Below are 26,443 nucleotides of genomic sequence, written 5' to 3'. Positions count from 1 at the left end.
CAGATACCACTCCCAGCAGTTACTTAATGTACGATTTTTCGGCTTTTGCCCACCCCGCTACCTGGGTTAGCTTGCTCACCCTCACGTTTATGGAAATCGTGCTGGGGATTGACAACATCATCTTCATTTCCATCGTGGTGAACCGGCTGGCGAAAGAACAGCAGGCGCGGGGCCGCACCATCGGCCTGCTGCTGGCGCTGCTGTTCCGCATTGGCCTGCTGCTGAGTATTTCCTGGATTGTGAGCCTGCGCAACCCGCTGTTCAACCTGCCCGATTTCCCGTGGCTGGACCAGCCGTTTGGCGTGACCGGGCGCGACCTGATTCTGCTGGCCGGCGGCCTGTTCCTGATGTACAAGAGCACCACCGAGATTCACACCAAGCTGCAGGGCGAGGAGGAAGAGGAAACCGTGGGTGGCAAGGGTGCCTCAATGATGAGCATCATCCTGCAAATCGTGGTGATTGACATCGTGTTCAGCTTCGACTCCATCCTCACCGCCGTGGGCCTCGTGGACAACGTGCTGGTGATGATTGCGGCCGTGATTTGCGCCATGGGCATCATGCTGAGCTTCAGCGGCGTGGTAGCCAATTTTGTGAACAACAACCCCACCATCAAGATGCTGGCCCTGTCGTTCCTCATCATGATTGGCTTCATGCTGGTGATGGAAGCCGCCCACAAGGAAATCGAAAAAGGCTACCTCTACTTCGCCATGGCTTTCTCGCTGACGGTGGAGATGCTGAACCTGCGCCTGCGCAAAAAAACCAAGCCGGTGCACCTGCGCGACTCGCAGTACGACTAGAAGCTTTTCACTGTGAAAGGCGCAGCAGTGACAGAACGTACTGTCGCTGCTGCGCCTTTTTGCTGCAATGGCCACTACACAAGGGCCAGCGACAGCACTTGATTGGCTTGGTCGAGCACGCGGCGCTGGGCCATTTCCAGCACGCGACGGTTTAGCTCCGAACGGTGCTGGCGGTAGAACGCGTATTCTTCGGCGGTGAACATGCCGGTTATCAGGCCCACCACGGTGTAGCGTAGCTTGGTGTTGCGGCTGAGCAGCTCGGTTAATTGATGGTGCTGGTCGGTAGGACGGAGGGCCATGTGGTGGTCGCGCACGAAATCGGCCACTACAGCCAGCAGCAAGTTGTTTTGCAGCTTGAGTACCGGGCGTAGCGTGGCGTGCAGGAAGGCTCCGACGGTGCCATCCGCATCGGTCGTTTCGCTGGCAATGACGGGGCGCAGCGCCAGCAGGGCCGCATCGGGGCGGGAAAATTCAGGAACGGGCATGGCGGGCGAAAGCAGGAAAACCGAGCAGCACGCCAATGGTTGCCGGCTACACCACGCCCAGCTTCACCAGCGCATCCCAGAGCACTACGCCGGCTGCCACCCCCACGTTCAGCGAGTGCTTGGTGCCGAACTGCGGGATTTCGACAGCCACGTCGCAGAGGGCTAAAACGGCATCGTCCACCCCGAATACCTCGTTGCCCATTACAAGGGCCAGCGGGCGGCCGGGCTCGGGCCGAAACTGCGGCAGCGACACGCTGCCCGTGGTCTGCTCCACGGCAGCAATATGGTAGCCGGCGGCTTTGAGAGCGGCCACGGCAGTTACGGTTTCGGCGGCGTATTCCCAGGCCATCGACTCCTCGCTGCCCAGCGCGGTTTTGGTGATTTCGCGGTGCGGCGGCCGCGGCGTGTAGCCGCAGAGGTAGATTTTTTCGAGGGCAAACGCATCGGCCGTGCGGAAAATGGCCCCCACGTTGTGCATGCTGCGCACGTTGTCGAGCACCAAAACCACGGGGCTTTTGGGCGTACTTTTGAAGTCATCGACCGAGGCCCGGTTCAGCTCGGCCATTGTGAGTTTTCGCATGGAAATAGCGCGAACTTTGCGGTTCGCTTTGTCGGTTTAAAATAGGGTGGCAAGCTGGTTTGATGAGCTTCATCGAGCCGCGTTCGCAACTGCGAAAGCTGCTGTTCTCTCCTCGTTCACGTCACAAATCTGCGCACCACAAAGGTCGCGCGCCGTTGCCTTGCCTGCACCCAAAAAAGAATTCGTCATCAAATCCGTCGGCCCCGACCACTTCACCGTGCCCATTCCGGCCGTGACTGAAACGCCGCTGATGAAGCAGTATTACCAGCTCAAGCAGCAGCACCCGGGCGCGGTGCTCCTGTTTCGGGTCGGCGATTTTTACGAGACATTTGGCGAGGACGCCGTCACGGCCGCCCGCATTCTCGACATCACCCTCACCAAGCGCGGCGCCGGCAGCAGCAGCGAAGTGGCCCTGGCCGGCTTCCCGCACCACTCGCTCGACAACTACCTGCCCAAGCTGGTGCGCGCCGGCCAGCGCGTGGCCATCTGCGACCAGCTCGAAAACCCCAAGGAAGCCAAGGGCCTCGTGAAACGCGGCATCACCGAGCTGGTGACGCCCGGCGTGAGCATGCACGACAACGTGCTCGAGCGTCGCTCCAATAACTACCTCGCCGCTATTCACTTTGGCAAAACCGAAGCCGGTATTTCTTTCCTCGATATCAGCACCGGCGAGTTCCTGGCGGCCCAGGGCACGCTCGATTACCTCGGCAAGCTGATGCAGAATTTCAGCCCCGCCGAGATGCTGTTCTGTAAGAAAAGCCGGGGCGAGTTTGAGCAGCATTTTGGCCCCGATTATTGCACGTATGCACTCGATGACTGGGTTTTTGGCGCCGACTACGCCCACGACACGCTCACGCGCCATTTCCGCACCACCTCGCTCAAAGGCTTTGGCGTCGATAACCTGAAGGAAGGTGTGATTGCGGCCGGCTGCATTCTGCACTACCTCGCCGAAACCAAGCACACCGACATCCAGCACATTGCCAGCCTCGGCCGCCTGGAAGAGGATAAATATGTGTGGCTCGACCGCTTCACGGTGCGCAACCTGGAGCTGGTACAGGCACAGCACCCCGGCGGCGTGCCACTCATCGACGTGCTCGACCAGACGCTTACGCCCATGGGAGCCCGCCTGCTGCGCAAGTGGATAGTGCTGCCCCTGAAGGAAGTAAGCCAGATTCAGCGCCGCCTCGACACCGTGGCCGCGCTGGTAGCTGATGAGGAATTGCTCGGCGACCTCACCCAGCATCTGCGCCAGATAAACGACCTGGAGCGCCTGATTTCCAAGGTGGCCGTACGCCGCGTGAACCCGCGCGAGCTGCTGCAGCTGGCCCGCGCCCTCGAGGCCGTGGCGCCCATGCGCGAGCGGCTGGCCGCCTCCGGCGTGAAAGCCCTCGTGAAGCTGGCCGAACAGCTCAACCCCTGTGCCAACCTGCGCCAGGAAATATTCGCCAAAATCAAACCCGATGCGCCCATCCTCACCAACCAGGGCGGCGTGCTGAACACCGGTATTGATGCCGAGCTGGACGAGCTCCGGGCGCTGGCCTTTTCGGGCAAGGATTTCCTGCTACAGCTGCAAATGCGCGAGCAGCGCAACACCGGCATCTCGTCGCTGAAAGTGGCTTATAACAAGGTGTTTGGCTACTACCTCGAAGTCACCAACGCCCACAAAGACAAGGTGCCCGCCGAATGGATTCGCAAGCAAACGCTGGTGAACGCCGAGCGTTACGTGACCGAAGAGTTGAAAACCTACGAGGAAAAAATCCTCAACGCCGAGGAAAAGCTCTTTGTCATCGAGCAGCGCATCTACAACGATTTGGTGCTGGCGGCGCTCGATTTCGTGCCCCAGATTCAGCAAAATGCCCGTGCCATTGGCGTGATGGACTGCCTGGCCAGCTTCGCGCTCACGGCCCGGCAGCAGCGCTACGTGCAGCCCGTGGTAAATGATGGTACCTTGCTCGACATCAAAGCCGGCCGCCACCCCGTCATCGAGCGCCAGTTGCCGCCCGGCGAAAGCTACATCCCCAACGACATCTGCCTCGACCAGGATGACCAGCAAATTGTGGTGATAACCGGCCCCAACATGGCCGGCAAATCAGCCCTGCTGCGCCAGACGGCCCTCATCGTGCTGCTGGCCCAAATCGGCAGCTTTGTGCCCGCTGATGCGGCCACCGTGGGCATCATCGACAAGATTTTTACTCGCGTCGGCGCCTCCGACAACCTGAGCAAGGGCGAAAGCACCTTCATGGTGGAGATGACCGAAACCGCCTCCATCCTCAACAACCTCTCGGCTAGAAGCTTGGTGCTGATGGATGAAATCGGGCGCGGCACCAGCACCTACGACGGCATCAGCATTGCCTGGGCCATTGTGGAGCACCTGCACAACAACCCCAAAGCCAAGGCGAAAACTCTCTTCGCTACCCACTACCACGAGCTTAACCAGCTGGCCGATGACTGCGCCCGTGTGCGCAACTACAACGTGGCCGTGAAGGAGGCCGACGGCCGCATCCTGTTCCTGCGTAAGCTGCAGCCCGGCGGCTCCGAGCATAGCTTCGGCATCCACGTAGCCCGGCTGGCCGGCATGCCCACCAGCGTAGTGCTGCGCGCCAACGAAATCATGCACCACCTCGAAGTGGAGCGCACCAGCGCGGGGGCTGAGGACGGCGTGACAACGGAGTTTGATGACGTGCTGGCCGGTATCGAGCCCAACGGCAGCTCAACTCGGTCCGGCATCGCGGTGCCGCCGCCCCGGCAGCCCGCCACACCGCAACCCCGGGCCACCACGGCCGTGGCTACCGCGCCCCGTGCCCAACTCAGCATCTTCGAGCCTAGCGACCCCGCCCTGGAACGCATCCGCGAGCTGCTCCAGCACCTCGATGTGAACACGCTCACGCCCATCGAAGCGCTGATGAAGCTGAACGAATTGAAGCTGACGTTAGGGAAAGGTTAAATTTTTCGGCCTGAAAATGAAGCTGAAAGGCCTTAGGGGCGAAAATTTCCACACCGGCTACTTGCATCTCCAAAAAAGCGCCCTACCTTTGTCGCACCATTCAGCACAAGGCCACTTGTTCTGAACCTCAAGCGAGAGTAGCTCAGTTGGTAGAGCGCGACCTTGCCAAGGTCGAGGTCGCGAGTTCGAACCTCGTCTCCCGCTCCAAAAAGTTCGAAAAAACGCTGTCTTCGGGCAGCGTTTTTTGTTTAAACAGAGTCCAGATTTTTTAGAGTAGTTTTGGCGTTCGCCAAGTATGCCGGAGTGGTGGAATGGTATACACGAGGGACTTAAAATCCCTTGCCTTCACGGGCTTACGGGTTCGAGTCCCGTCTCCGGTACGCAAAACCCCCTTTATTATAGCATAGAGGGGGTTTTTTATGTATTAGGGGACAGCATAGGGGGCAAAGTAGTTAAATGCGTTTATTCCTCAATCCGCCATTGGATTCAACCCAACTGCTTCCCAGGCTAAGAGTCGCGAGTTTGAATCTTGCCGCTAACTCATTGATTAACAGTAATTTATTCTTGATGCCAGATGGCTGTTTTGTTTTTCAATTACACGTTTAATTACACATGTGATTTCTTGCTAACCTACAGTTGCCAGTATTGTAGGATAAAGATGGAAACCATATCGGTATTGTCTCCACAGTGTGTGCCATAGAACTGAACTAGGCAGACATCAGCACTGGATATACCGCTCGGTCGGCATCGGTGCCAAGACTGGGAATAGAGTTGACCGAGTATGATACGAAGTGTTGCTTGGTTGACTTGCGTAACTTGTACTTGGCTCATTATGGCGCGCAATTCGTGTTGAACTCGGCAGTTCGAACCTAAATTTGAGCATACAGAGCTGTACCCGACTAACCTTTGCCTATCTACTCTATGGCTAATGCTAATAAAGAAGCTACTGCCCGAATAAAAATCAATAAGCTATTGGAGGAAGCCGGATGGCGCTTCTTCGATTCCAATGAAGGCAAAGCCAACATTGTGCTTGAGCCGAATGTCAAACTTACCACGTCGCAGGTATCTGCATTGGGTGATGATTTTGAGAGCACACAGAACGGCTTTATTGATTTTCTGCTGCTGGATGAGAGAAGCGCCCCGCTAATCGTTTTGGAAGCCAAGGCTGAGGATAAGGACCCGCTTGTGGGTAAAGAGCAGGCCCGCAAGTATGCGCGTGCCCAGAACTGCCGTTTTGTATTGCTCTCCAATGGCAATCTGCATTACTTCTGGGATTTGACCCAGGGCAGTCCCTACGTTATTTCACGGTTTCCGGGACCAGACTCCGTGGCGGGTTACAAGAAGTTTGAGCCGAACCCCACAAAGTTGGTGGCCGAAGTAGTTGGCAAGGATTACATCACCCTCACGCAGCTGCCGAACTATGCCAACGAAGCCGGCTGGAAGAACGAAGCGGAGCGGCCGGATTTTATTGAGAAGAATCATCTGCGGTTTTTGCGGCCCTACCAAATGCGGGCCATTCAGCAGTTGCAGGTAGCAGTGGATGAAGGACAGAACCGCTTTCTCTTTGAAATGGCTACTGGCACCGGTAAAACGCTCACGGCAGCCGCTATTATCAAGCTATTTCTGCGCACCGGCAATGCACGGCGGGTGCTATTCCTTGTGGACCGACTGGAGCTGGAAGACCAAGCTAATAAAGCCTTTGTAAAGCTGCTGAAGGACGACGCTAAATCAATCATATACAAGGAACAGCGCGACGAATGGCGTAAGGCCGAAATCGTGGTGACAACGGTACAATCGCTGTTGTTTAATGGGAAGTATCGGCGACTGTTCGCGCCGACTGATTTCGACCTAGTGATTTCTGACGAAGCCCACCGTTCCATTGGGGGCAATGCGCGGGCTGTGTTCGAGTATTTCATCGGTTATAAGCTGGGCCTCACGGCCACGCCCCGCGACTACCTCAAACGCTTCGACGCGGCGGAATCCAAAAGCCGCGACCCGCGTGAACTGGAGCGCCGCATGATGCTGGATACTTACCGCACATTCGGCTGTGAATCGGGCCAGCCAACGTTTCGCTACTCGCTGTTGGATGGTGTGCGCGACGGGTTCCTGATAAATCCCGTGGTGGTGGATGCTCGCACCGATATTACTACGCAACTGCTTTCAGATGAAGGATATGCCGTGCTGGATGCCAGTGAAACGGAAAACGACGACGACGAAGAAACCTACTTCCAGCGCGATTTTGAAAAGAAGTTCTTTTCGGAAGGTACCAACCGGGTGCTCTGTGAAACCCTGATGCGGCACGGACTACGCGACCCTGTGAGCGGGGAGTTTGGAAAAACCATTGTGTTTGCCGTGAGCCAGGCGCATGCGGCTAAGTTGGCGCAGCTACTCAATGAAATGGCCGATACGCTCTACCCTGGTCGCTACCAGTCCGATTTCGCGGTGCAGGTAACTTCCCAAGTGCCGGGAGCACAGCAGTACACCATCAACTTCGCCAATAATCGGCTGCTGGGCACAGCTAACGTTCTGCCTGAATACAGAACCAGTAAGGCCCGCGTGTGCGTGACGGTGGGCATGATGACGACCGGCTACGATTGCCCCGATATTCTGAATCTGGCGCTGATGCGGCCCATTTTCTCCCCCTCCGATTTTGTGCAAATCAAGGGCCGGGGGACTCGTAAGCACAACTTCCTCGAACAACTGTTCGACCAGGACCAGAAGGAGCTGATGCGCGAGCCCAACAAAACCCGGTTTAAGCTCTTCGACTTCTTTGCCAACTGTGAATACTTCGAAGAGCGGTTCAACTACGACGAGGTACTGAAACTGCCGGCTCGCACCACCAGTGCCAAACGGGATGATGATTTCGGCGGTGGGCAACCCACGGTCGGCAACTATGAGCACCTCGACCCCGACGCGGTACGCACCTTACAGGAGCAGCATATCGGCTTGGAAGGAATGAAGATTGACCGGATGTTCTTCGAGAAATTTGAGGAACAAGTGCAGGCCGATGATGAGCTACGCCGCCAAGTAGAAACCGGCCAGTGGCAACAGGCCACCGAACACCTGATTAAAGTATTCTTCGATAAGCCCCAGGAATATTTTAACCTTGAAAAGCTGCGCCGGGCGGCGGGCCTCGACCGACGGCTGACCGTGCGCGAAGTGCTGGAAAAAGCTTTCGGCCGTATTCCGTCCTTCAAATCAAAGGATGAGCTGTTAGAAGAAGAGTTCGACCGGTTTGTGCTAGACTACAAACCAGCCGATGCCGAGCATATTGTAGCCATGAAGTACTTCTTCAAAGCTTATATCACCGATGGACACCTACGCACTATCCTCGACGATAAGAATCTTAACGGCCTCTACACCAACCCCAGTTTTGGCATGATGGACTATGAAGCCGTACCCCAGGGCTGGCGCAACCGCATTTCCAACTACATTAAAGACTATGTGCCGCTGAACCGCTTTTTGTAAGCCAGCAACACGTTCCTACTTCTCATTTCTGTTTCCCCGTGCTCGATACCGAAACCAAACGCCGAATAGATTCCTGCCGCGACATTCTGGTGGGCAAAGTGCCCGACCCCAAGTCGCAGGTAGAACAGATTACCATTGCCCTCATCTACAAGTTCATGGACGACATGGACGCCAACTCAGAATTGTTGGGCGGTAAGCGCCAGTATTTTGCGGGGCTTTATGCCCGCTTTGGATGGTCACAGCTCATGGCACCCGGCATGGGTGGGCAGGATATACTTAACCTGTATTCGGAGGCCATTGCTAAGATGAACGAGAACCCCGGCATACCCACGCTGTTTCGCGACATCTTTAAGAATGCCTACTTGCCCTACCGCGACCCCGAAACGTTGCGGGCCTTCCTCAAGGAAATCAATTCCTTCAGCTATGACCACTCCGAACGCCTAGGCGATGCCTTCGAATACCTGCTTTCGGTGTTGGGTGCGCAGGGCGACGCAGGGCAGTTCCGGACCCCGCGCCACCTGATTGACTTTTTGGTGGATGTCATCGACCCGCAGAAAAATGAAACCGTGCTCGACCCTGCATGCGGCACTGCCGGTTTCCTGATTTCGGCCTACAAGCATATCTTAGCCAACAACCAGAAGCAACGCCCCGGTGATACCCTCACGCCCGACGAGCGTACCCGTCTGGTGAGCAACTTCCAGGGCTACGACATTTCGCCTGACATGGTGCGCCTCTCGCTAGCCAACTTATACCTGCACGGCTTCCCCAATCCGTCGGTAGAAGAATATGATACTCTCACGAGCGAAGAGCACTGGAACGATACCTTCGACGTAATTCTGGCAAATCCACCCTTTATGTCGCCGAAGGGCGGAGGTGTTATTCGACCTCACAAGCAGTTTTCAATACAGTCCAATCGTTCCGAAGTGCTGTTCGTGGACTACATTGCTGAACATCTCTCGCCTCAAGGCCGGGCGGCTATCATCGTGCCTGAGGGTATCATTTTCCAAAGTGGCACCGCCTACCGGGCACTACGCAAGGAGTTGGTGCGTACCTCTCTAGTAGCCGTAGTGAGCCTGCCGGCTGGCGTATTTCAGCCGTATAGCGGCGTGAAAACTTCGGTGCTGATTCTCGATAAGCGCCTAGCTCGACACGCTCAGGAAGTGCTGTTTGTCAAAATCACTAACGACGGCTTTGGCCTGGGAGCCCAGCGGCGCGAAACTATTGGGTCGGAACTGCCCGAAGCTAAGGCCAAGCTCCGAGCCTGGTTTCACCACCTGCGCAAAACTGCTATTGGACCTACGACTTCTAAACTGGACGGGCTGCACCTCGTGGAGAAAAGCCGAATCGGTGAAAACGTTGACTGGAATCTTAGTGGGGAGCGATACCGAGATGGTAGTGCGCGGATTACCGATTTTGAGTTAGTTAGCTTAGGTAACAAGGAGGTATTTCAAGTTGATAGCGGCGGTACCCCTTCATCAACAGAAGAAGCCTACTGGAACGGCGGCATTAATTGGGCCACACTAGCAGACTTACCCCAGAATGACTTTATCACTGATATTACGCACACAAAGCGCACTATTAGTGAGGAGGGCTTGCGCAATTCATCGGCTAAAGTATTGCCCCTGAATACCGTTATAGTTTCTACCCGCGCTACAATTGGCCGCATTGGCATTGCCCGTGTACCGTTGGCTACTAATCAGGGCTTCAAAAATATCAGCATTGTGGATGAAGCACGGGCTATTCCTGAGTTCGTGGCTCTGATGATGACGCAATTGGTGCCGCAAATGGAAGCAATGGCTACAGGCGGCACATTTAAGGAAATTTCAAAGAGTGCCCTCTGTACCCTAGAAATCCCCCTGCCTCCGCTGGTGGTGCAGCAGGAAATTGTGGCGGAAATAACGGGTTACCAGCGGGTAATAAACGGGGCAAAGCAGGTGCTGACTGCATACCAACCCCGTATCGCCGTGCAGCCGGAATGGCCCGTGGTGGAGTTAGGGGAGTACTATGCTACAAGTTCCGGCGGTACACCTTCTAAGGCAGAAGCAGCCTTCTGGTCTGGAAGTATTCCGTGGGTTTCGCCTAAAGACATGAAAAGCGACTTCCTGGTTGATACGGAAGACCATGTGAGTAATGAGGCTGTTGCATCAAGCGCAACTCGTCTAGTGCCAGCCAATACGCTTTTATGTGTTGTACGCTCTAGTATTCTGAAGCACGCCTTGCCTTTGGCATTGACAACCAAAGATATGTGCTTTAATCAGGATATTACGGCTTTTAAACCCAAAAAAGAAGGGCTTGATGTCGAGTTTTTGTTCTACTTCATGAAAAGCGAAAGCGAGAACATTCTGCGACGCGCTATCAAGCCAGGCGTAACAGTTGAAAGCGTACAGAGTGGGTTCTTCAAAGAATATCAGCTTCCCCTTCCCGACCTTACTATCCAGCGCCAGCTGGTGGCTGAAATCGAAGCCGAGCAGCGGCTAGTGGCCGCCAACCGAGAACTGATTGAGCGAATGGATACGCGGATACAGTCTGCTATCGGACGGGTGTGGGGCGCAGCCGTTCAACAAGTAGAATCTGTTAGCTAGTTGGGAGGCCATATCATGGAAGAGGCTACCCCAATTATGGACTATCTACCCAACTCGTTCAAGCATCAGAACGAACAGGACTACGTGAGCTTTCTTTGGGATGCTTTTGCGAGCAACTATGAAGCCGGCCAATACCAATTTGCCTTACTGGCCTACCACATGCTGTTTATGAGTGGTGTGTATTGTTCGCTGTGGCAAATCCGTACCAGTCGCCAAAGCTTATTCGCCAATGCTCTACTGTTCCATCAAGATGAGGAGGTGATGCTGGAAGCTACTTCGCCATTCGTCTTCAGCAAAGCCCAGGAGAGTAACGTCTTTAAGTTCATGCGGCTTATAGACTGTGAGAAACAACACATCGGCAAGTTCACTAAGCTGGTAAAAGACCGTAACAGTATCGCCCACTCCAACGGAAACATCTTCTACCAGACTAAGCCGGCAGCTGACATACAAATTGCTGAAGTGTTGCGTCAGCTTGCGGTCATCCAAGAATTGATGCGCCCGATACTTCATAGCTGTCTAAGCCAGTTCTTGCTTGAAAGCCACAACCCTGAAGAACGTGAATATTCGTTGGATGAGGACCAGATTCGAGAGGTATTGATTCATGCCAACTATTTCTCAGCCCATGATATTGCTTGCTGCCTCCAATTCGATATAGAGTCACTACGGGAGCATGAGCACTTCGAAGCAATGAAGTCCTTGTTCGAGAGCCTCTGCACAGCTTATGCTGAAGAGGTATAACACAGTACTGTTACTCTGCTTTCATGAATTGTCAGTCGGCAGTCACCGGGGGTATTCGTACAACGGGTTGCAGTCGCTGAACCCGCTTGGTTGCTGACCGTAAGCCTACTGTAATGCGGTTGGTTTTCGGCGGTTTATTCGTTACTTGCTTCCCGTAACGCATTTATCGCCAGGTAATGCGTACCTTTGCACTCCATTTTCGTAATTCTCTTTTCCTTCTCCCTATGGCAAATTCCCCGAAGTCCAGCACTGCCCTCGACCTGAGCCGGGTGAAGGCGCAGTTGCAAAGCCACAAATACCAGCAACGCGTAGAGCAAACGTTCCGGGAGGTAAAATCGCTTCAGGAAAAGGCCGTTATCGACCGCACTCGCCTACACGTACCGGTTTCTTTCTAATCAGTACTTACTACTTTTGAACGGCGCTCCATTATTGGGGCGCCGTTTTTTTTTCTCCCTTCCGATGCCCGCTACCCAGATAGTTCACCAAATCGTTCCTTACACAGAAGATGCTTTAGCCGAAGCCCTTAGCAACGACTGGGTAACGCCGGCAGATACTCGCCACAGCCAGCACTATGCCTGTTTCCGCGAGTACCTAGGGCCTAAGGATGATGGCTGGAATGCGCAAACCATCTTGGTCGAGGTGCCCTACATGAGCCAGTCATATCTGACGGATTATGCTAACTACTACGCTCTGTGCTTCACCCGCTACGAGCGGTGGTGCAAGCGAATCCATTTCTTTAGGCAGGCGTTTGCTGAGGAGGAGCTAACGGCAGCCCTTGGCGACCCGCAGCATCTTATCTGGGCCTCCTATATAGGCTATATTGTAGTGAAACCACTGCCTGCTCCTATAGGAGCCACGTTGCTACGTCCTTATCAAAACGGCGATAAGAAGGAGCGCCACTACCCCGTGCAGCGCCCCTATCATCTAAACCTGCTGGGACAGCCGCTCACCGTCAGTACTCTGATTTTCCAGCAGCAGGATACCAATGTGAGCGCATGTGCCACTACCGCCTTATGGATGGCATTTCATAAAACAGCCTTTCTATTCCAAACGGCACTGCCTTCACCTTACTACATCACCGAGGCAGCTGGTAACCTGTTCAATCACAGTGGCCGCAGCTTTCCCAACAAAGGACTCGATACTTTTCAGATTCTGAACGCCATTCGGTCTGTAGGGCTGGTGTCAGAGCTGCGCAATACATATAAATATCCAAACGAATTAGAGAAGGAGGAGCGAGGCCAGCAGTTACGAGAGGCAAAAGCATTCATTCATGCTTACTTACGTATGGGGCTGCCAGTACTTCTATTTATCAAGTTTGAAAACCTCGGTGGGCATTTGGTGACAGCCACCGGCTACCGCTCTCCCGAACCAGATTATGATTTTTCAGGAAACAGCATGGTCTTGCTATCCGACGGAATCAAACGCATGTATGTTCATGACGATGGTATCGGTCCTTATTCCCGATTGGGTTTCAACGAAGAAACCGGAATGTTGGAAACAGCTTGGCCTCAGAACAGTAATTGGGATGTACGTGAGCAAGCATGGTTGATGGCTGCTGCCGTGCCCCTCGTGAGTGAAATCCGGATTCAATACGAACAGATTTACCAGCAAGCTGCTCCATTTAATGACTTATTTAGTATTCTACTTCCTATTCTCTTGCCAACAGAACCAAAAGCACCATTAGTTTGGGATATTTATTTGTCTTTCAGTAATAAATACAAAGAAGAGCTTCTCCAAAGTCAAGTGGGAAGTGCTCAAAAACGTCGGCAGACGGCTGGTTTAGTTTTGCCTAAATACGTTTGGATAGCGCGTGCATCGTTGCGAGGGGCTGTGGTAATAGACATGGTATTTGACGCCACTGACCTACATACAGGCTTCTTTTGTCAGTTAGTCAGTGTATACTCACCATTATATAATCCCCTGTCTATTGTGCTAAGCGATGCTGATATACAAAGAGTTCTAAAGGACACAGCTCGGTTTGATAGCCGTTATTTTCCGCTGTTATTTGCTGCTGTTGGAGTAGTTGTGTTATCCTAACTAAGCAAATAACATTTTATTGGATTCGAACCGGCTAGACGATAAAAAGTAGCATAGGCTAAGTCAATCAGTATTTTATTCCTTTATTGCACATTAATTCAATAAACCTACTTGAAAGATGCCAAAGTACAAATGCCACGGATGTGGAGAGGAAAATGATTACCGCACTAAAGACACTAGCCGAGAGGAAACTGTTTTTGCGTGGACACCTAAAAAACCGATAAATAGCAGCTCAAGCAGTCCGAAGTACTTGTACTTAAAATGTAAAGAATGCGGTGCTACTAATAAGGTTGAGCAATAACGCCCAACGTCCATTAATAAATGCCATAGTATGCAGACGGGACAAAAGTTGTCAGAAGAGGAGGAGTTCTATGTTGAATGGATGGCTGAGTCAATCAAGGATAACCTAGCTGTTATCAATGATATTACTAGGCAAATATTGACAATAAGCTCTGCTTTATTGGGGCTTAGCGTGTTCTATGATAAAGTGCTAGAAAACGCTGAAGGTGTTAAGCTGCTTGTAATATTGTTTTTTGCTGCTTCTGTAATTCAGTGTTTCCTTGGATTGCTTCCGAATAGCCAGGTAATAGATATGGCTGATATAGAGGTATTTAAAGAGCACAAGAGAATGGCATATAAAACCAGGTACAGGTTGCTAATGAGCGCAGCCCTATGCCTTCTTGCTGGGCTTACAACTATAATTGTTTACTTAGTTATTGGAATATTTAAATAAATATATTTTTCCCATTGCGACTGCTATTGTACGAAAGCATCAGGCCAATCGAATACCATTTCGTTGGCTTTCATTATAGGCTTGACTAGCATCAGTAGTAGACACGTCATTATTAGTATATAGAAAGTTTGAATACAGAGCTGCTAGTAATGCTTCTAGAGGTGATAGTGAAAGTGCCCATTGGGACTTAGTAAATATAATGAGGCACCAGTTGTGCGCGATATTGCGCGCATAATTAATAAATACGCGATTTTAGCCAAATGAGACGTGTTTGGCTATTCTTGCTAAGAATAACCACCGTTTTCTTAAACATCAGGCGGACCAATGCGGTGAGTCGTTTATCACGGTCCTGCGTTAAGGGGTTACACTTTTCCCTTCTTCAATTATGGACCTGCACTTCGTTCGCCGCGGCACCGGCCGCCCCCTCTTACTGGTTCACGGCATCGGCGGCAGCTGGCGGTCCTGGAACGCCATCCTCGACCCGCTGGCGGCCGAGCGCGACGTCATTGCCGTCGACTTGCCCGGCCACGGCGATACCCCCAAACTGAAAGGAATCCACTCCATCGCCACCTTGGCCGATGCGGTGACGGACTTTCTCACCCAACACGACCTGCTCGGCATCGACGCCGTGGGCAGTTCGATGGGCGCGCGGCTGGTGCTGGAGCTGGCCCGGCGCGGCGGCGTGCTCGGCGCGGTGGTGTCGCTGGACCCGGGCGGGTTCTGGCAGGGCTGGCAGATTCCGGTTTTCTATCACTCGGTGTCCCTGTCCGGGAAGCTGGTGACAGCCCTGCAGCCGGTGATGCCGGCGCTGGCCGGTTCGGCCGTGGGACGCACCGTGCTGCTGCCGCAGTTTTCGGCCCGGCCCTGGGCCGTGGACGCGCAGCTGGCCCGCGACGAGATGTACAGCTTCGCCCACTCGCCCGCCTTCGACGAGTTGCTCGACCAGTTGGCGCACGGCGAAGTGCAGCGGCCCGCGCCCAAGGGCAGCATCCCCGCGCCCCTGGTCATTGGCTGGGGCCGGCAGGACCGGGTGTGCCTGCCCAGCCAGTCGGCCCTGGCGCTGGCGAAATTCCCCGACGCCCGCCTATATTGGTTTGAGCACTGCGGCCACTTTCCGCAGTGGGACCAGCCCGCCGAAGCCGCGCGCCTGATTTTGGCCGTCACCAACCGGCAGCCCTTCACGGACGCTTCCATTGCCCGGGTGAGACCAGAAGGGCCGGCCCCGGGGTTGGCCAAAGCCGCCGTCGTGGGGGCCGCGGTGGCGCTGCTGGCCGGCGGCCTGTGGCTGCTGTCGGCGCGGCGAAAACCGCAGCGGTCGCCCGGGGAGTAAACCGGCCGTAAGCCAGTGGGCGGCTCCCGCTACCACACCAAAAAAAGCCCCGGCCCTTCGCAGGACCGGGGCTTTTTTGGTTTGAGCACCCGCCTAGCCGTCCTGTCCGGCTTTGAAGTAACTCATGAGAAGGGAGAATGGGGAACAACCGAATTAGACGCGCCTCTAACAAGGCAATAACTTGATGGGTAATGATTTATTTGCTGTCGGTATCCAGGCTATTCAGGTAGGCCATCAGCGCGGTGCGCTCGGCTGGGGTGACGGCGTAGAACGGGTGCGGCGCGGTTTTGCCTCGCTTGGGGTTCAGCAGCTCCTCGAGGCTGTGCACGGAATCGTCGTGCAGGAACACGGGCTTGCGGGCCAGGTCCAGCAGCAGGGGCAGCGCGTTGCCGCGCATGCCGCCGCCGGGGCTGGCATCCACCACCACCATTTTGTCATCGAAGGTGCCGGGGGCATTCTGAATGGGCGTGAGCGGGGCCTGGCGCTGGGCCAGCACTTTGGGCGCGTAGCCAGGCCAGATGACGTTCATCGGCACGAGCTTGGACTGCACGGCCACGCCCTGGTTGGTGTTGTGGCAGGAGGTGCAGTTTTGCGCGATGAACAGCGCCCGGCCAGTAGCCACCTGCGCGGCATTGTGCACCACGCCCTTGGGCGCTTGCAGGCTCGACACGTAGGCGTTCAGGTCGCGCAGCTTCTGCTCGTCCACGCGCTTGCCGGTGGGCGTGGGCGGGTCGCCGGCTTTGCCCTGCAGGTGGGCCGTCACGAACGGGTAGCCGGTGACGCCCGTGGCGGCCAGCACCTTCGCGTAGCCGGCCACGATGGAGTCGCCGCCCGCTGCGCCGAGGGCGTGCATAAACTGCCGCCCACCGGGCGAGAGCAGGTTGCTCTGGTCGAACAGGGCCGTGTAGACCGTGTTGTTGAAGTCGTCCAGCTTATCGTTCTGGCCCGAGGAGCCGTAGGGCGCGGCCAAATCCTGCCGGAAGAAAGGCGTGATGTGCACGGAGTTGCCGTTGCCATCGGGCGAGTCGTCGAAGGTGCCCACGGGGTAGAACTTGGGGTTGCTGAGGTAAGCATCTACTTCGGCCTCGGTCGATTTGGCGGTCAGGCCCTTCGGGGCGCGGCCAATGGTGCTGCCATCGGGCTGCTGGAGCTGCAAGGTGGGAAACAGGGCGCGCGAGTTGGCGGCCGTGGCCAGCAGCTTGCCCACGTTCAGGCCGTGCGGCGTGGGGCCGTCGATGCGCCGGCCAATCGTGCCCTTGCCCGTCAGCTCGTACATGGACTTGTCGGTGATGGCGTGGCACAGGGCGCAGGTCACGCCCACTTTGCCGCCCTTGGGCACCATGCCGATGACGGCGTTGGCCTTCACCAGCGCATCCAGGGTGGCGGGGTCGTTGAGTTTGGGCGCGTGGGCGGGCGAGTGGTCGGTTTTCAGCTCGCTGGCGAAGGCGGCTTTCAGGTCGGCCGGCATGGCGTCCACGTCGAAGCTGACCCCGGCTTTCAGCGCGTCGAGTACCGTCAGCTTGGCGGCTTTCATGCCCTGGGGCATGCGCACGGCATCGGTCCAGAAGCCTTCGTCGCCGAAGGTTTCGTTGCGGTACACGTCGCGGCCGGCCTCGGCGTTGCCGGTGCGCAGCGCAACCGGCGTGGCCCCAGTGCCAGCGGTGTCCGTCGCCGCTTGGGTGATGGCGGTTTCAGTGCTGGTCTTGGTGTCGGAGCTGCCCTGGCAGGCAGCGGCCGCCACCACGGCTAAGCCCGAAACAAGGAGGGCGGGCATTCGAAAGCGGTACAGGTTGGCCATCGGGTCAGAGAATGAAGTAAAAAATGAGAGAAAAGACGGGTTAATTGGCCAGCCGGTGCCGCTAGCGGGCTAGGCGGGTGAGCACCACTAGGGCGGCCCGCGCCCGGGTTTTCACCGTAGCCAGGGGAATGGCTAACTGCTCCGCCGTTTCGGCCTGGGTGCAGCCCCCGAAGTAGAGCAGGTCGATGACCTCCCGCTGCCGGGGTTTGAGTTGAACGATGAGCTCGCGCAGGCCAATGTGCTCGGGATGAAAGGCCGTGGGGGCCGGGGCGTACTGGGCCCCGGCGGCTTCCAGCGACGGATTGCGGCGGTGGAAGCGGTAACGCGGACTGCGCAGGGCGTCGATGGCCTGGTTGCAGCACACCCGCACCATCCAGGTAAACAGGCGGCCCCGCGTGGCCTCGTAGCTGCCAATGCTGAGCCAGACTTTCAGCAAGCCTTCCTGCAGCACATCCTGCGCCAGCGCCTCGTCCTGCACCACCCGCAGAATGACGGTGAACAGGTTCCGGGCGTACTGCTCGTACAACTGCCCCAGGGCGCGTTCGTCACGGGCCAGCAGGCGCTCTACTAACGCTTGCTCGGCCGTGGCCGGAAGGAAAGGAACAGCACCAGGTAGCGGGGTAGTAGTAGCAGACATGTAGGCCGGGTAAGCGAAGCCGCGCCACTCATAAAGCGCGACCCTCGCTCATACGGGCAAAAGTTAGGCAACGGCTATTCTCCGTGACGAAGTGGCCTTTTAGCGGGACGAATAGCACTATGTCTGAGGCGATTGGTCCGGCTAATAGTTGGACTTAGGAGACGAATTGCCGCAGGAACTGCTGAATGCCTTCGTTGCAGCTGCGTGCGGACGTCAGGTGCGTACCGTCGTGCAGCGTGAGCAGGTACTCGCCGTGCGTCCAGGGCCGCAGCTCTTTGATGTGGGTGGTATTCACTATCAGGGAGCGGTGAATGCGTAGAAAGCGGGCCGGGTCGAGCTGCCGGGCCAGCTGGGTCAGCGTGGCGCGCAGCTGGTGGGTGGCGCCCGGCACGTGCACCGTCACGTAGTTGCCGGTGGCTTCGAGGTAGTGCACCTGCTCGACGGGCACGAAGTAGAAACGGCCGGGCTGTTTGACCAGCAGCTGGGTCGAAAAGGCCACCGGCGGCGCGGGCAGCGCCTGCACCAGCCCCTCCCACGCCGGCGCGGCCACCTGGCTGACCCGCTGGCGGACGTGCGTCAGGCAGCGGGTGAAACGGTCGGGGTGCAGCGGCTTGAGCAGGTAGTCCACGGCGTGGGCCTCAAACGCTTGCAAGGTGTATTGGTCGTAGGCCGTCACGAATACGACCAACGGCAACGGCTGAGCCGGTAGTTGTTGCAGGACCTGCAAGCCGTTGAAATCAGGCATTTGCACATCGAGGAATACCAAATCCACGGCTGGCCCGTGGGAAAGCGCGGCCACGGCTTCGGCACCGGTGCCGCACTCGCCCACGATAGCGAAGCCCGGCTGGTCGGCCAGCAGCTGGGCAATGCGCCGGCGCGCCAGCGGCTCATCATCCACAACGAGGGTACGAATGGGGTCCATGGCCAACGTTTAAACGAGAAAGGGTAATTCGATGCGGACTACGGTGCCCTGGCCGTCCGCGGGCAGCAGGCGCAGCACGTACCGGTCGGCGTAGAGGGCACGCAGGCGCTGCTCGGTGTTTTCCAGGCCCACGCCCCGGGGGCCGGCCTGCGCGGGGCCGGGGCCGGAGTCGCGCACCTGCACCACCAGCTGCTGGCCCTGCCGGTCGGCGGCGATGTGCAGCCGGCCGGTGCCGCCCGCGCTTAGGCCGTGGCGCACGGCGTTTTCGACCAGGGGCTGCAAGAGCAGGTGCGGAATCAGGGCCGGGAGCGCGGCCGGAGTTACGTCGTAGGTCACGGCCAGCCGGTCGGAAAAGCGCACTTGCTCGATGTCCAGGTACAGTTCGACAAAGTGCAGCTCCTGCGCCAGCGGCACCTGCTGGGCGTCGGTGTGGTCGAGCACGAGGCGCAGGAACTCGCCGAGCTTGGCCATCATGCGCTGGGCGGCGGTGGGCTCGTCGCCGATGAGCGTGGCAATGGCGTTAAGGGTGTTGAAGAGAAAGTGCGGGTTGAGCTGCTGCTTGAGGGCGTGCAGCTGGGCCTGCACCAGCTGCATTTCCAGGCGCACGGCATCGAGGTTGCGGCGCTGCCACTTGTCGTGGTAGTCCAGGGCGTAGGCCACGAACAGCAGCATCCAGTAGAGCGGAATCCAGAAATTGAACCCCGCCAGAATCGTGGCCCACGACACGGGCGCGTCCGAGCCGCCCACCAGGTAGAGCGTGGCCATGAACAAGGCCCGGTACGCCACCGTGATGACCACGCTGGCGGCCGCGTGCACCAGCAGATAGGGCAGCCAGCGGGCCCGCCCCGCCGTGAGGTCGAAGCGCGCTGCGAGCATAAACACCACCGGCGTGAGCAGGGCCCCAATCAGCCCGTAGAGCAAGGGCCCCAGCAGCAGCGTGCGCCACAACACCGGCCCGGTACCCGTGATGGCCTGCCCGTAGGCAACCAACAGCATGAGGAAGGCAAAAACGCCCCAAGCGGCTACCATGCGCAGCCAGGAAATGCGGGAAAGTAAGAGCATAGGGCGAGTCGACGGTCTGCTCCGTTCAACGGGAAATACTCCTCAGAGTTGAAAAGGGGTAGCGGGTCCGGCGGGCCGTCCGAACTGTCTGGATGGCTGGGAACGAAACGAGCGGGCCAGTTGGTCCGCTCGTTTCGCATACCAAATGGGACTAGCCTATCACGACTGTGTTACCCAATAAGACTTCCGCGCGGATGAAGGCATCTATTCCAAAGACGTTCACGAAACTCATCTCCAATGCGCGTTTCGTAAACTTTCAATCGTAGACGAGTTTTTTAAACTTTATCCGGACAGTCGGTTCACTTAGCTAAGCTAGATAAGCGGCCATGGGCAGCGGTTCACGGTAAGGAGCATTAGAAACTACTATTGTTCGTTATTCTTCTCTCCGTACCCCAGTCTTGGCTTATACAGCCCCTACGGTGGCCATCCGCCCCGCGCCTCCTACATGAAACGTCTGCTGTTCCTTCTGCCGGTTGCCTGGCTATCCGCTTGTTTGCCGGAGCGGGAACCGCCCGCTGCCCTCCCCCAGCACTTTCGGTACGAAGGTGCCTTTTATCCAGCCTTTATGCCGGGTTGCCGGGTTCGCATCCAAGCGGCCAACGGCGCGGGGCAGGTTTCGTTGACCGTGGCGCAGGCCCTGGACGAGGGCCCGGTGCTGGCCGCGGACAGCGTACCCCTCACGGCCCGGGAACTGGGCCAGTTTTTCGCGGCGCTGGACCCGGTGGACCTGCTTCGCTTGGACCCTCACCCCCGCCCGGGGACGGACGGGGTCACGGTGTACAACACGGTCGCCCGGGACAGCCAGCAGAACGCCTTTCATTTCTGGTCGCCCGGGCCCCAAACGCCCGAACACCGCGTGGTGGAAGCCGTGCTCGGGGTGGTCCGCCGCAAATTTCCGGCCCGTCAGCACCAGGAGTACGTGGAAGACTTGGAGCAATACTTTGCCTTTCCCCTGCCCTGCAAGATTACCCGGCGCGCGCCCTTTGAGGCCCGGATGTACGGGACGATTGCCATGCGCCAGCAAGACACCCTGGCCCGGTTCGTCGAGGGGCTGCCTTCCGACCAGCCCCTTCTGCTCGACGTGAGCAATTTCCACCTGGACTTCGGGTATTGCTACCCGTTGTTCAAGGCCCTGCTTCAGCGCAATGCGCGGGTTGTCTGGGTGACGGCCCCTGCCTCTTGCTGGAATGAACAAGCCTTGCAAGAAATCGGCGTCGCCCCGGGGTTGATTGCCCCCTCCCTTGGCGCCGGACGGCAACGGGCCCACGCCCTCTTCGGCAGCCCGCTCTAGGGCATGGAATAGTCTACGAAAACGGTGGTAGTATAAACGCGCTACATTCAATTGAAGTAGTCAAATGGTGTGAAGGTGGCTGTTACGCCCGTGTTCATTGATTAAGGCAACTCAGGATACTTGGATGCGAGTCCTTACCGCACTGATATAGTAAGGACAAGAGGCGAGAGGTATTATAAGCAAGTCGAATGATAATAGTCAAAATAATGGGTAATTGACTGATTCTTTGACTTGCTCAAGCTGGTAATTGATGATTCAGCTGACATTTGCAGTTGCAGTAGATTGCCTATTGAAATTTATTGACAACAATCAGATTTTATGATAGTTGAAAAGGGTGATAAGGCTGGATACGCCGTTTTGACTCCTTTTATTTCTTTGGGAAACATTAGAGGCCTTAGTTGTGAGCATAACAGCTACGTGTGTGTAGGGTGCTCATAGAATTTTATTGTGGGAGCGTCACCCATTCGAATCATTCGAGTGGCACTATGCTAGTTTCTGCGCGAGGTTGTGCGCAACTCTGAGCGCATCCTTTGAAAAAGGTTGAAAAGGAGCCTATAGAGGCCATTTAGGTTATTCTATCGAAGAATAACCGGGCTGTTTACGCACCGTTTCCTCGCCCTTTCACAACTCTTAGGGAGTGTAGGAGGCTTTTCGTATGCGAATAGGTTGGCTCTGTGCGAAAATGACCCCACCCGGTCGGACATTTTCGTTTCTTTTGGGCCTGACCACCCCCGCCTTTCTACCACTTAGCCCCCGGGTGTGCATCGCTGTCCTTCAGAAATGGCTAGCGGAAAAGCGAACTGCTATTACGGTATTGGGTCAATGCTATCAATGCCAGGCGCATCGACTAATTCGCGCAAGGGTAATTGCAGGGCATTAGCTAAGGCAAGCATCACTTCTAGTGTAGCCGCAGTTTCTCCCTTTTCAATGCGCTGCACAGTAGGGCGGGAAATGTCGGCGTAGTCTGCCAGGGCCTCCTGCGTGAGCTTCCGCGCTCGTCGTAGCCTCCGGAGGTGGTGGCCAAAAGCCCTGATGCCGGCTGCATATTTCACGGTGGCAAGCTCCGCTGCAACCTAAGTGCAAAACGCATCATAAATGTGGCATTTTGATTATAATGCGTATTTTTGCGTCCCTGTTCATTGCTCATTACTCCTAATATGCTTCACTTAGATGAATCTTGGCTTCTAGCTCATGACCTCATGGTTAGCGTGCAGTGGTCACCTCGTGTAGCCGATTTTGTACAGGAGTGGGAGCACCGGGGGCGTTTGGCAGAAGAAGCTCCAATAAAGGACTTGGCCTATACGGCACTTGCTTCCTCATCCGTTTTGGGACACATCGAACAAGGCGCTTTTTATGTGCCGCAGGCGCTGACCGGCCTGTACCAAGTGAGCGGCTTGCTACCGGCACTGGGTGACATCCTATTGGTCGAAGCTCTGGAACTGCGTGTCGATGCGCGGCGCATCACCGTGAGCCATTCCGGCCTAACTCGGCAGGTCACCATTGCCTACGCCCTGGGTATCGAGCGGTACCGTTACGAAGCCTCACCAAACTTGGGTGGTATGCAGCCCTTGTCTTCTTCATTTTTTGTGTAATGAGACTAGAACCCTTTCACCTCAGCCCCAATTTGAGTCTCATCATCTACTGGAATCAACGCATGAATAAGGCCATGCGCAAGCGATACTGGGCAGCGATGCATAACCTTCCCGAAGCGACTGACCAACTGCGGGAAGAGTACGCACACTGGGGAGAGACACAAGATGCTGCCTACGAGCAAGTAAAGCGGTTTTATGCTTTAACGGGGAGCTACCCTGTGTCAGGAGACGAATTGCATTCGATGCTCCGCGAGCCCAGTAGTTATTATCCGGGACTTCGTATTACGAAACGAATCTTGTTTACCAGCTTCTCTTCAGAAATAATGCAACTCATCTATGAGGTAGAGGGAGAGGAGATTGGGATGGAAGAACTCGAAGAGTACCAAGAAGGTGACCAAATGGATGACGATGACTGAGCACTAGAAGTGCCTAGCCTGTGCTGTTTCTCTAAGGCGCTGCTGGGGCTTTACGCAGCACATTACATCGGCCAAGTCCAGCCTGGCCTTGCTTTCCGCCGGCATGGAGGATATGCAGTCGAGTTTGTCATATCAACAAAAAGCCCAGCGAATGGCCGGGCTTATGTTGATACAGATTTGAGTTTGAAGGACAAAGTGAGGCGATGGCCTGTCCGGTTTGTTCGCTGTCCGGTTTTTCGGACAACGTATTTCCGTACACTATGCAGCTTCGGCCTTAAACCAATCCTGTACCGTTGAATGTGGAACGTTCAGGGATTTGCCGATTTGACGAACGCTCATGCCTTCTCGTTTCATAGAAACTGCTTGAGCAACTAGCCCCGCCTTTTGCATGTGTTTCCCCACCGGACGCGCCGACTTAGTTGCGGGCAAAGTAGCCAAAACGTGCAGGGCATGAGCACGGGCAACTTCCATAATATGCAGGGCAGTCGTGACATCTTGTGCGTCTGCTTGCATTTGGCCACTCGGAACCTCGCCGTGCTCATAGCAGCGCAAGGTTGTTAAAAGCCCAATAACTCGGAAGGCAATCAGACCCAGTCGATACGCGGAACTGGCACCTGCGTCAGCAGCGGCCTCAACGGCCTCAAGTAGTCCGGCCTGCCCTGCTACATCGAGACGGTTCCAATCTGCTTCGGACAAGGTGATATTAACCCCTCCCGTGCCCATTTCGTCCAGCGTTGGAGTGGCCTCAATCATGCGAATTAATTCTTCGCCCATTTCGTCGAAGTATGGCTCAAGCGGGCGCCGGCCATTAGGAGCACCGCTGCGCCAAATGTGAGGCTGGAAAAAGGAATAGAACAGAAAGCGACTCGTTAGCCCGTTCTCGGCGTTCGGCATGAGGCGGGGTAGTTGGCCAGGCGTTCCGGTTAGTGCAATCGATACGGTCGGGCGTTCCAATTCCAAATACAACTTATCACCCTTACGCATGAGGGGAGTAGGCTCATGCTGGAACATTTTGCACAATTTGTCACCAAACTTACCGTGTTCACCTCCCATGGCCGAAGTGAGAGTATCTGCTTCGGTTTCGCAGATAATGCCACGTCCATCATTATCGGCCAAGGCTTGCATCAGCGCAGCAGCAGTGGTATCTCCAGGCAGGTAAAGCATTTGATGCGGAGGCGGGGTAGACGAAGGAGGTATCGCTTTGCCTTTGCCAGCGGCATTGTAGGCTTGCCATTCGGCTTCGTAGGCGGTTCGGGCCTCGTTGCTTTTGTGCAGCAGCTTTTTGTGGTAAGGACGTGCCACACGTTGCGCGAAACTCATCACTCCTTTGCCACTTGCAGCCGGAGCAATAACGAACGTGAACAGGTTCAACCCGAAACGGCGTTGGTCATAGTATCCGCCTACACCTGAAAAACAGCCGGATAATATGCCCAACAAGCTCATCAGCATCACTGCCTTTTCGTGCCCTTCAAATGGAGCGCAAGCCCGTCGTAGGAAATCGGGCAATTGCTCGTAGGCATCAAGCGCAAACGTGGGTAGGGTGTGTTCTACAGCTTGTTGCTCATCAATTACACTTGCCTCTGGTAGTGGTGAGCGTGCATTGTCAATGGCATGCCGCAGTAAATCTGGCGAGAGTTCTTGGCGATGAACGGCTCGAAAGAAATCGGCGGCATCCTTGCCATACGGTAGCAATTCGGCAGGCCATTCAACCCAGCGAAGCCCATGTTCCTCGGCTAGTTCGACAGCGCGGCGGCGGCCTGTCTCATCGGCATCGTAGCAAATGAGTAATTCGTCGCAACGACGTTTTAATTCGGTAACCAATTCTGGTCGAATCAGAACATTCTCACTGCCAACGGTGACCGCTGCGTAGCCATGGGCGCTCAAGGCCATGGCATCCTTTTCTCCTGCCGCCAGTAAAATGACGGACTGCCGGGAACTCAATTCTGTCAAGCCGAAGACATAGCCAGTAGGCTGCCCGGTAGGCCAGGTGAACTTGTAGGCTTTGTTGGCCGCATAAGGCGCATACATTTTAACAAAACCTTCGCCTATATCATATGCGAAAATTGGGTTGTTAGTACGGGCGGTAATGGTATAGGCTGTCTGATTTGCCCGTGTACCGTTGTATTGCTCTACCGCCCGAACACCGTATTTTCCCAAAATACCGGGACCAATACCGTACTGTTGCCAATATCCCAGTTCCTCGCCGGTGAAAGCACGGTACGTCGCGTGGAAAAGCCGCGCCGTATTGCGGTGTGCCACCACAGAGGGCTGAGGCTCTTTCGCCTCGTAATGCACACCGTCCGTCAGCCCCAAGTCCTGCACGATGCGGATTAGAGCTTCGGGCATGTTAAGTTCATGCAGATTCATCACAAAGTCAAGCCAAGAGCCCTCATCCTGAGTAGCAAAATCCTTATAGCGCCATTCGCCTGCCTCATTGGGGTAGAGGTTAAACGAAGGAGTTTGCTGCTTGCCTACAAACGGATTCTGAAAGTTGCGGCCTGCCTTGGGTTCCTGGCCGAAGTAGTGCCAGAAAACGTCGCGCCCGTTGTTAGTGCGTCGGAAAACCTCATCACGATTTAGCATACTGCTGCCCCTGCCTTGGTATCCTTCCGCATAAGTGAAACATTGACGCGACGCGCGTATTTGCGACGCCCGCAGGGCTGAATCTGTGCCTGTAGCGCAGCATCCACATCCCCTCGCTTGAGGCGTAGGGTGCGATTGCCCTTACCCATACGGTGAGCTTTCAGCTTGCCAACTTGAATCCATTCATACACGGTTTGAGGACGAATACCAAGAATGTCGGCAGTCTGGTTGACCGTCAAATTGTCCTCACTGCGGTCCATGCAGACAGCGTCTGCGGCCATTTCAGCTAGTAACTGTGTGTGTTCTTCGCGGGCGATGTGCCGAACGCGCTGCTCAAGAACAAACTGGAACTGAGAGAAAATAGCTGCCAAGTCAGCAATTGAGCTGTTAAAATCGGGTCCTCCAGTATAGGCCGTCAAGGCAGGGCTTTGCCCCAAAGGTGATTGGT

General features: G+C 55.9%; 21 protein-coding genes and 2 tRNA genes. 14 read left to right on the top strand and 9 right to left on the bottom strand.

Annotated features, from left to right (window positions below; genetic code table 11):
- Positions 1 to 26: 26 nt before the first annotated feature.
- Positions 27 to 797 carry a TerC family protein gene (locus tag ACYU7Q_RS17435; protein ID WP_460610701.1) on the top strand — a complete coding sequence of 257 codons (771 nt, stop codon included), beginning with the start codon at positions 27 to 29 and terminating at the stop codon, positions 795 to 797.
- Between the two features lie 74 nt (positions 798 to 871).
- Here the strand turns inward: ACYU7Q_RS17435 and ACYU7Q_RS17430 are convergent, their stop codons facing one another.
- Both ACYU7Q_RS17430 and ACYU7Q_RS17425 read right to left on the bottom strand, forming a co-directional pair.
- On the bottom strand, positions 872 to 1,282 hold the full coding sequence (locus tag ACYU7Q_RS17430; RefSeq protein ID WP_460610700.1) for a hypothetical protein: 411 nt from the start codon (positions 1,280 to 1,282) through the stop codon (positions 872 to 874).
- 46 nt (positions 1,283 to 1,328) lie between these two features.
- Positions 1,329 to 1,862 (bottom strand): RNA methyltransferase, encoded by a 534-nt coding sequence (locus tag ACYU7Q_RS17425; RefSeq protein ID WP_460610699.1) that lies wholly within the window; start codon positions 1,860 to 1,862, stop codon positions 1,329 to 1,331.
- A gap of 250 nt (positions 1,863 to 2,112) precedes the next feature.
- Here ACYU7Q_RS17425 and mutS point away from each other — a divergent pair, with 250 nt between their 5' ends.
- The 10 genes from mutS (at position 2,113) to ACYU7Q_RS17375 (ending at position 15,694) form a co-directional block, all read left to right on the top strand.
- On the top strand, positions 2,113 to 4,806 hold the full coding sequence (mutS, locus tag ACYU7Q_RS17420) for a DNA mismatch repair protein MutS (protein ID WP_460611083.1): 2,694 nt from the start codon (positions 2,113 to 2,115) through the stop codon (positions 4,804 to 4,806).
- Between the two features lie 131 nt (positions 4,807 to 4,937).
- A tRNA-Gly gene (locus tag ACYU7Q_RS17415) sits at positions 4,938 to 5,013 on the top strand.
- Between the two features lie 90 nt (positions 5,014 to 5,103).
- Positions 5,104 to 5,186 (top strand) — tRNA-Leu (locus ACYU7Q_RS17410).
- 541 nt (positions 5,187 to 5,727) lie between these two features.
- Positions 5,728 to 8,274 carry a DEAD/DEAH box helicase family protein gene (locus ACYU7Q_RS17405; RefSeq protein ID WP_198076029.1) on the top strand — a complete coding sequence of 849 codons (2,547 nt, stop codon included), beginning with the start codon at positions 5,728 to 5,730 and terminating at the stop codon, positions 8,272 to 8,274.
- Between the two features lie 38 nt (positions 8,275 to 8,312).
- Positions 8,313 to 10,856, top strand: a complete 2,544-nt coding sequence (locus ACYU7Q_RS17400) for an N-6 DNA methylase (protein WP_198076028.1) — start codon at positions 8,313 to 8,315, stop codon at positions 10,854 to 10,856.
- A gap of 15 nt (positions 10,857 to 10,871) precedes the next feature.
- A complete protein-coding gene (locus ACYU7Q_RS17395; protein WP_198076027.1) occupies positions 10,872 to 11,594 on the top strand; it encodes a hypothetical protein in 723 nt (240 codons plus the stop codon).
- A gap of 224 nt (positions 11,595 to 11,818) precedes the next feature.
- Positions 11,819 to 11,989, top strand: coding sequence for a hypothetical protein (locus ACYU7Q_RS17390; RefSeq protein WP_198076026.1), 171 nt, complete (start codon positions 11,819 to 11,821; stop codon positions 11,987 to 11,989).
- Between the two features lie 64 nt (positions 11,990 to 12,053).
- On the top strand, positions 12,054 to 13,631 hold the full coding sequence (locus ACYU7Q_RS17385; protein WP_198076025.1) for a hypothetical protein: 1,578 nt from the start codon (positions 12,054 to 12,056) through the stop codon (positions 13,629 to 13,631).
- Between the two features lie 331 nt (positions 13,632 to 13,962).
- Positions 13,963 to 14,364 carry a hypothetical protein gene (locus tag ACYU7Q_RS17380; protein ID WP_198076024.1) on the top strand — a complete coding sequence of 134 codons (402 nt, stop codon included), beginning with the start codon at positions 13,963 to 13,965 and terminating at the stop codon, positions 14,362 to 14,364.
- A 385-nt stretch (positions 14,365 to 14,749) separates the two neighbouring features.
- On the top strand, positions 14,750 to 15,694 hold the full coding sequence (locus tag ACYU7Q_RS17375) for an alpha/beta fold hydrolase (RefSeq protein WP_198076023.1): 945 nt from the start codon (positions 14,750 to 14,752) through the stop codon (positions 15,692 to 15,694).
- Positions 15,695 to 15,890: 196 nt separating this feature from the next.
- On the opposite strand, the gene ACYU7Q_RS17370 is transcribed toward ACYU7Q_RS17375, so the two are convergent.
- The 4 genes from ACYU7Q_RS17370 to ACYU7Q_RS17355 form a co-directional block, all read right to left on the bottom strand.
- On the bottom strand, positions 15,891 to 17,468 hold the full coding sequence (locus tag ACYU7Q_RS17370) for a c-type cytochrome (RefSeq protein WP_198076022.1): 1,578 nt from the start codon (positions 17,466 to 17,468) through the stop codon (positions 15,891 to 15,893).
- 85 nt (positions 17,469 to 17,553) lie between these two features.
- A complete protein-coding gene (locus ACYU7Q_RS17365; protein WP_198076021.1) occupies positions 17,554 to 18,129 on the bottom strand; it encodes an RNA polymerase sigma factor in 576 nt (191 codons plus the stop codon).
- 154 nt (positions 18,130 to 18,283) lie between these two features.
- Entirely contained in the window at positions 18,284 to 19,051 is a 768-nt protein-coding gene (locus ACYU7Q_RS17360; RefSeq protein WP_198076020.1) for a LytR/AlgR family response regulator transcription factor, read from the bottom strand.
- Positions 19,052 to 19,060: 9 nt separating this feature from the next.
- Positions 19,061 to 20,113 carry a sensor histidine kinase gene (locus ACYU7Q_RS17355; RefSeq protein ID WP_198076019.1) on the bottom strand — a complete coding sequence of 351 codons (1,053 nt, stop codon included), beginning with the start codon at positions 20,111 to 20,113 and terminating at the stop codon, positions 19,061 to 19,063.
- A 445-nt stretch (positions 20,114 to 20,558) separates the two neighbouring features.
- Between ACYU7Q_RS17355 and ACYU7Q_RS17350 the strand changes: the two genes are divergently transcribed.
- The gene (locus tag ACYU7Q_RS17350; protein ID WP_198076018.1) at positions 20,559 to 21,404 is read left to right on the top strand and encodes a hypothetical protein; all 846 of its coding nucleotides are present in this window, start codon (positions 20,559 to 20,561) and stop codon (positions 21,402 to 21,404) included.
- Positions 21,405 to 22,210: 806 nt separating this feature from the next.
- On the opposite strand, the gene ACYU7Q_RS17345 is transcribed toward ACYU7Q_RS17350, so the two are convergent.
- Positions 22,211 to 22,456 (bottom strand): helix-turn-helix transcriptional regulator, encoded by a 246-nt coding sequence (locus ACYU7Q_RS17345; protein ID WP_198076017.1) that lies wholly within the window; start codon positions 22,454 to 22,456, stop codon positions 22,211 to 22,213.
- Between the two features lie 105 nt (positions 22,457 to 22,561).
- On the opposite strand from ACYU7Q_RS17345, the gene ACYU7Q_RS17340 reads away from it, so the two are divergent.
- Both ACYU7Q_RS17340 and ACYU7Q_RS17335 read left to right on the top strand, forming a co-directional pair.
- On the top strand, positions 22,562 to 22,996 hold the full coding sequence (locus ACYU7Q_RS17340; RefSeq protein ID WP_198076016.1) for a hypothetical protein: 435 nt from the start codon (positions 22,562 to 22,564) through the stop codon (positions 22,994 to 22,996).
- The gene (locus tag ACYU7Q_RS17335; RefSeq protein WP_198076015.1) at positions 22,996 to 23,412 is read left to right on the top strand and encodes a hypothetical protein; all 417 of its coding nucleotides are present in this window, start codon (positions 22,996 to 22,998) and stop codon (positions 23,410 to 23,412) included. The genes ACYU7Q_RS17340 and ACYU7Q_RS17335 overlap by 1 nt, the downstream gene beginning before the upstream one ends.
- 258 nt (positions 23,413 to 23,670) lie before the next feature.
- Here ACYU7Q_RS17335 and ACYU7Q_RS17330 read toward each other — a convergent pair whose 3' ends face one another.
- Positions 23,671 to 25,995, bottom strand: coding sequence for a DUF3987 domain-containing protein (locus ACYU7Q_RS17330; protein ID WP_460610698.1), 2,325 nt, complete (start codon positions 25,993 to 25,995; stop codon positions 23,671 to 23,673).
- Positions 25,989 to 26,414 carry a helix-turn-helix domain-containing protein gene (locus ACYU7Q_RS17325; RefSeq protein ID WP_460610697.1) on the bottom strand — a complete coding sequence of 142 codons (426 nt, stop codon included), beginning with the start codon at positions 26,412 to 26,414 and terminating at the stop codon, positions 25,989 to 25,991. Before ACYU7Q_RS17325 ends, ACYU7Q_RS17330 begins: the two co-directional genes overlap by 7 nt.
- Positions 26,415 to 26,443 lie beyond the last annotated feature (29 nt).

Source organism: Hymenobacter terrigena, from assembly GCF_054776515.1.
The sequence above is the reverse complement of the archived record's forward strand: the minus strand, read 5'-3'. Positions and strand labels throughout refer to the sequence as shown.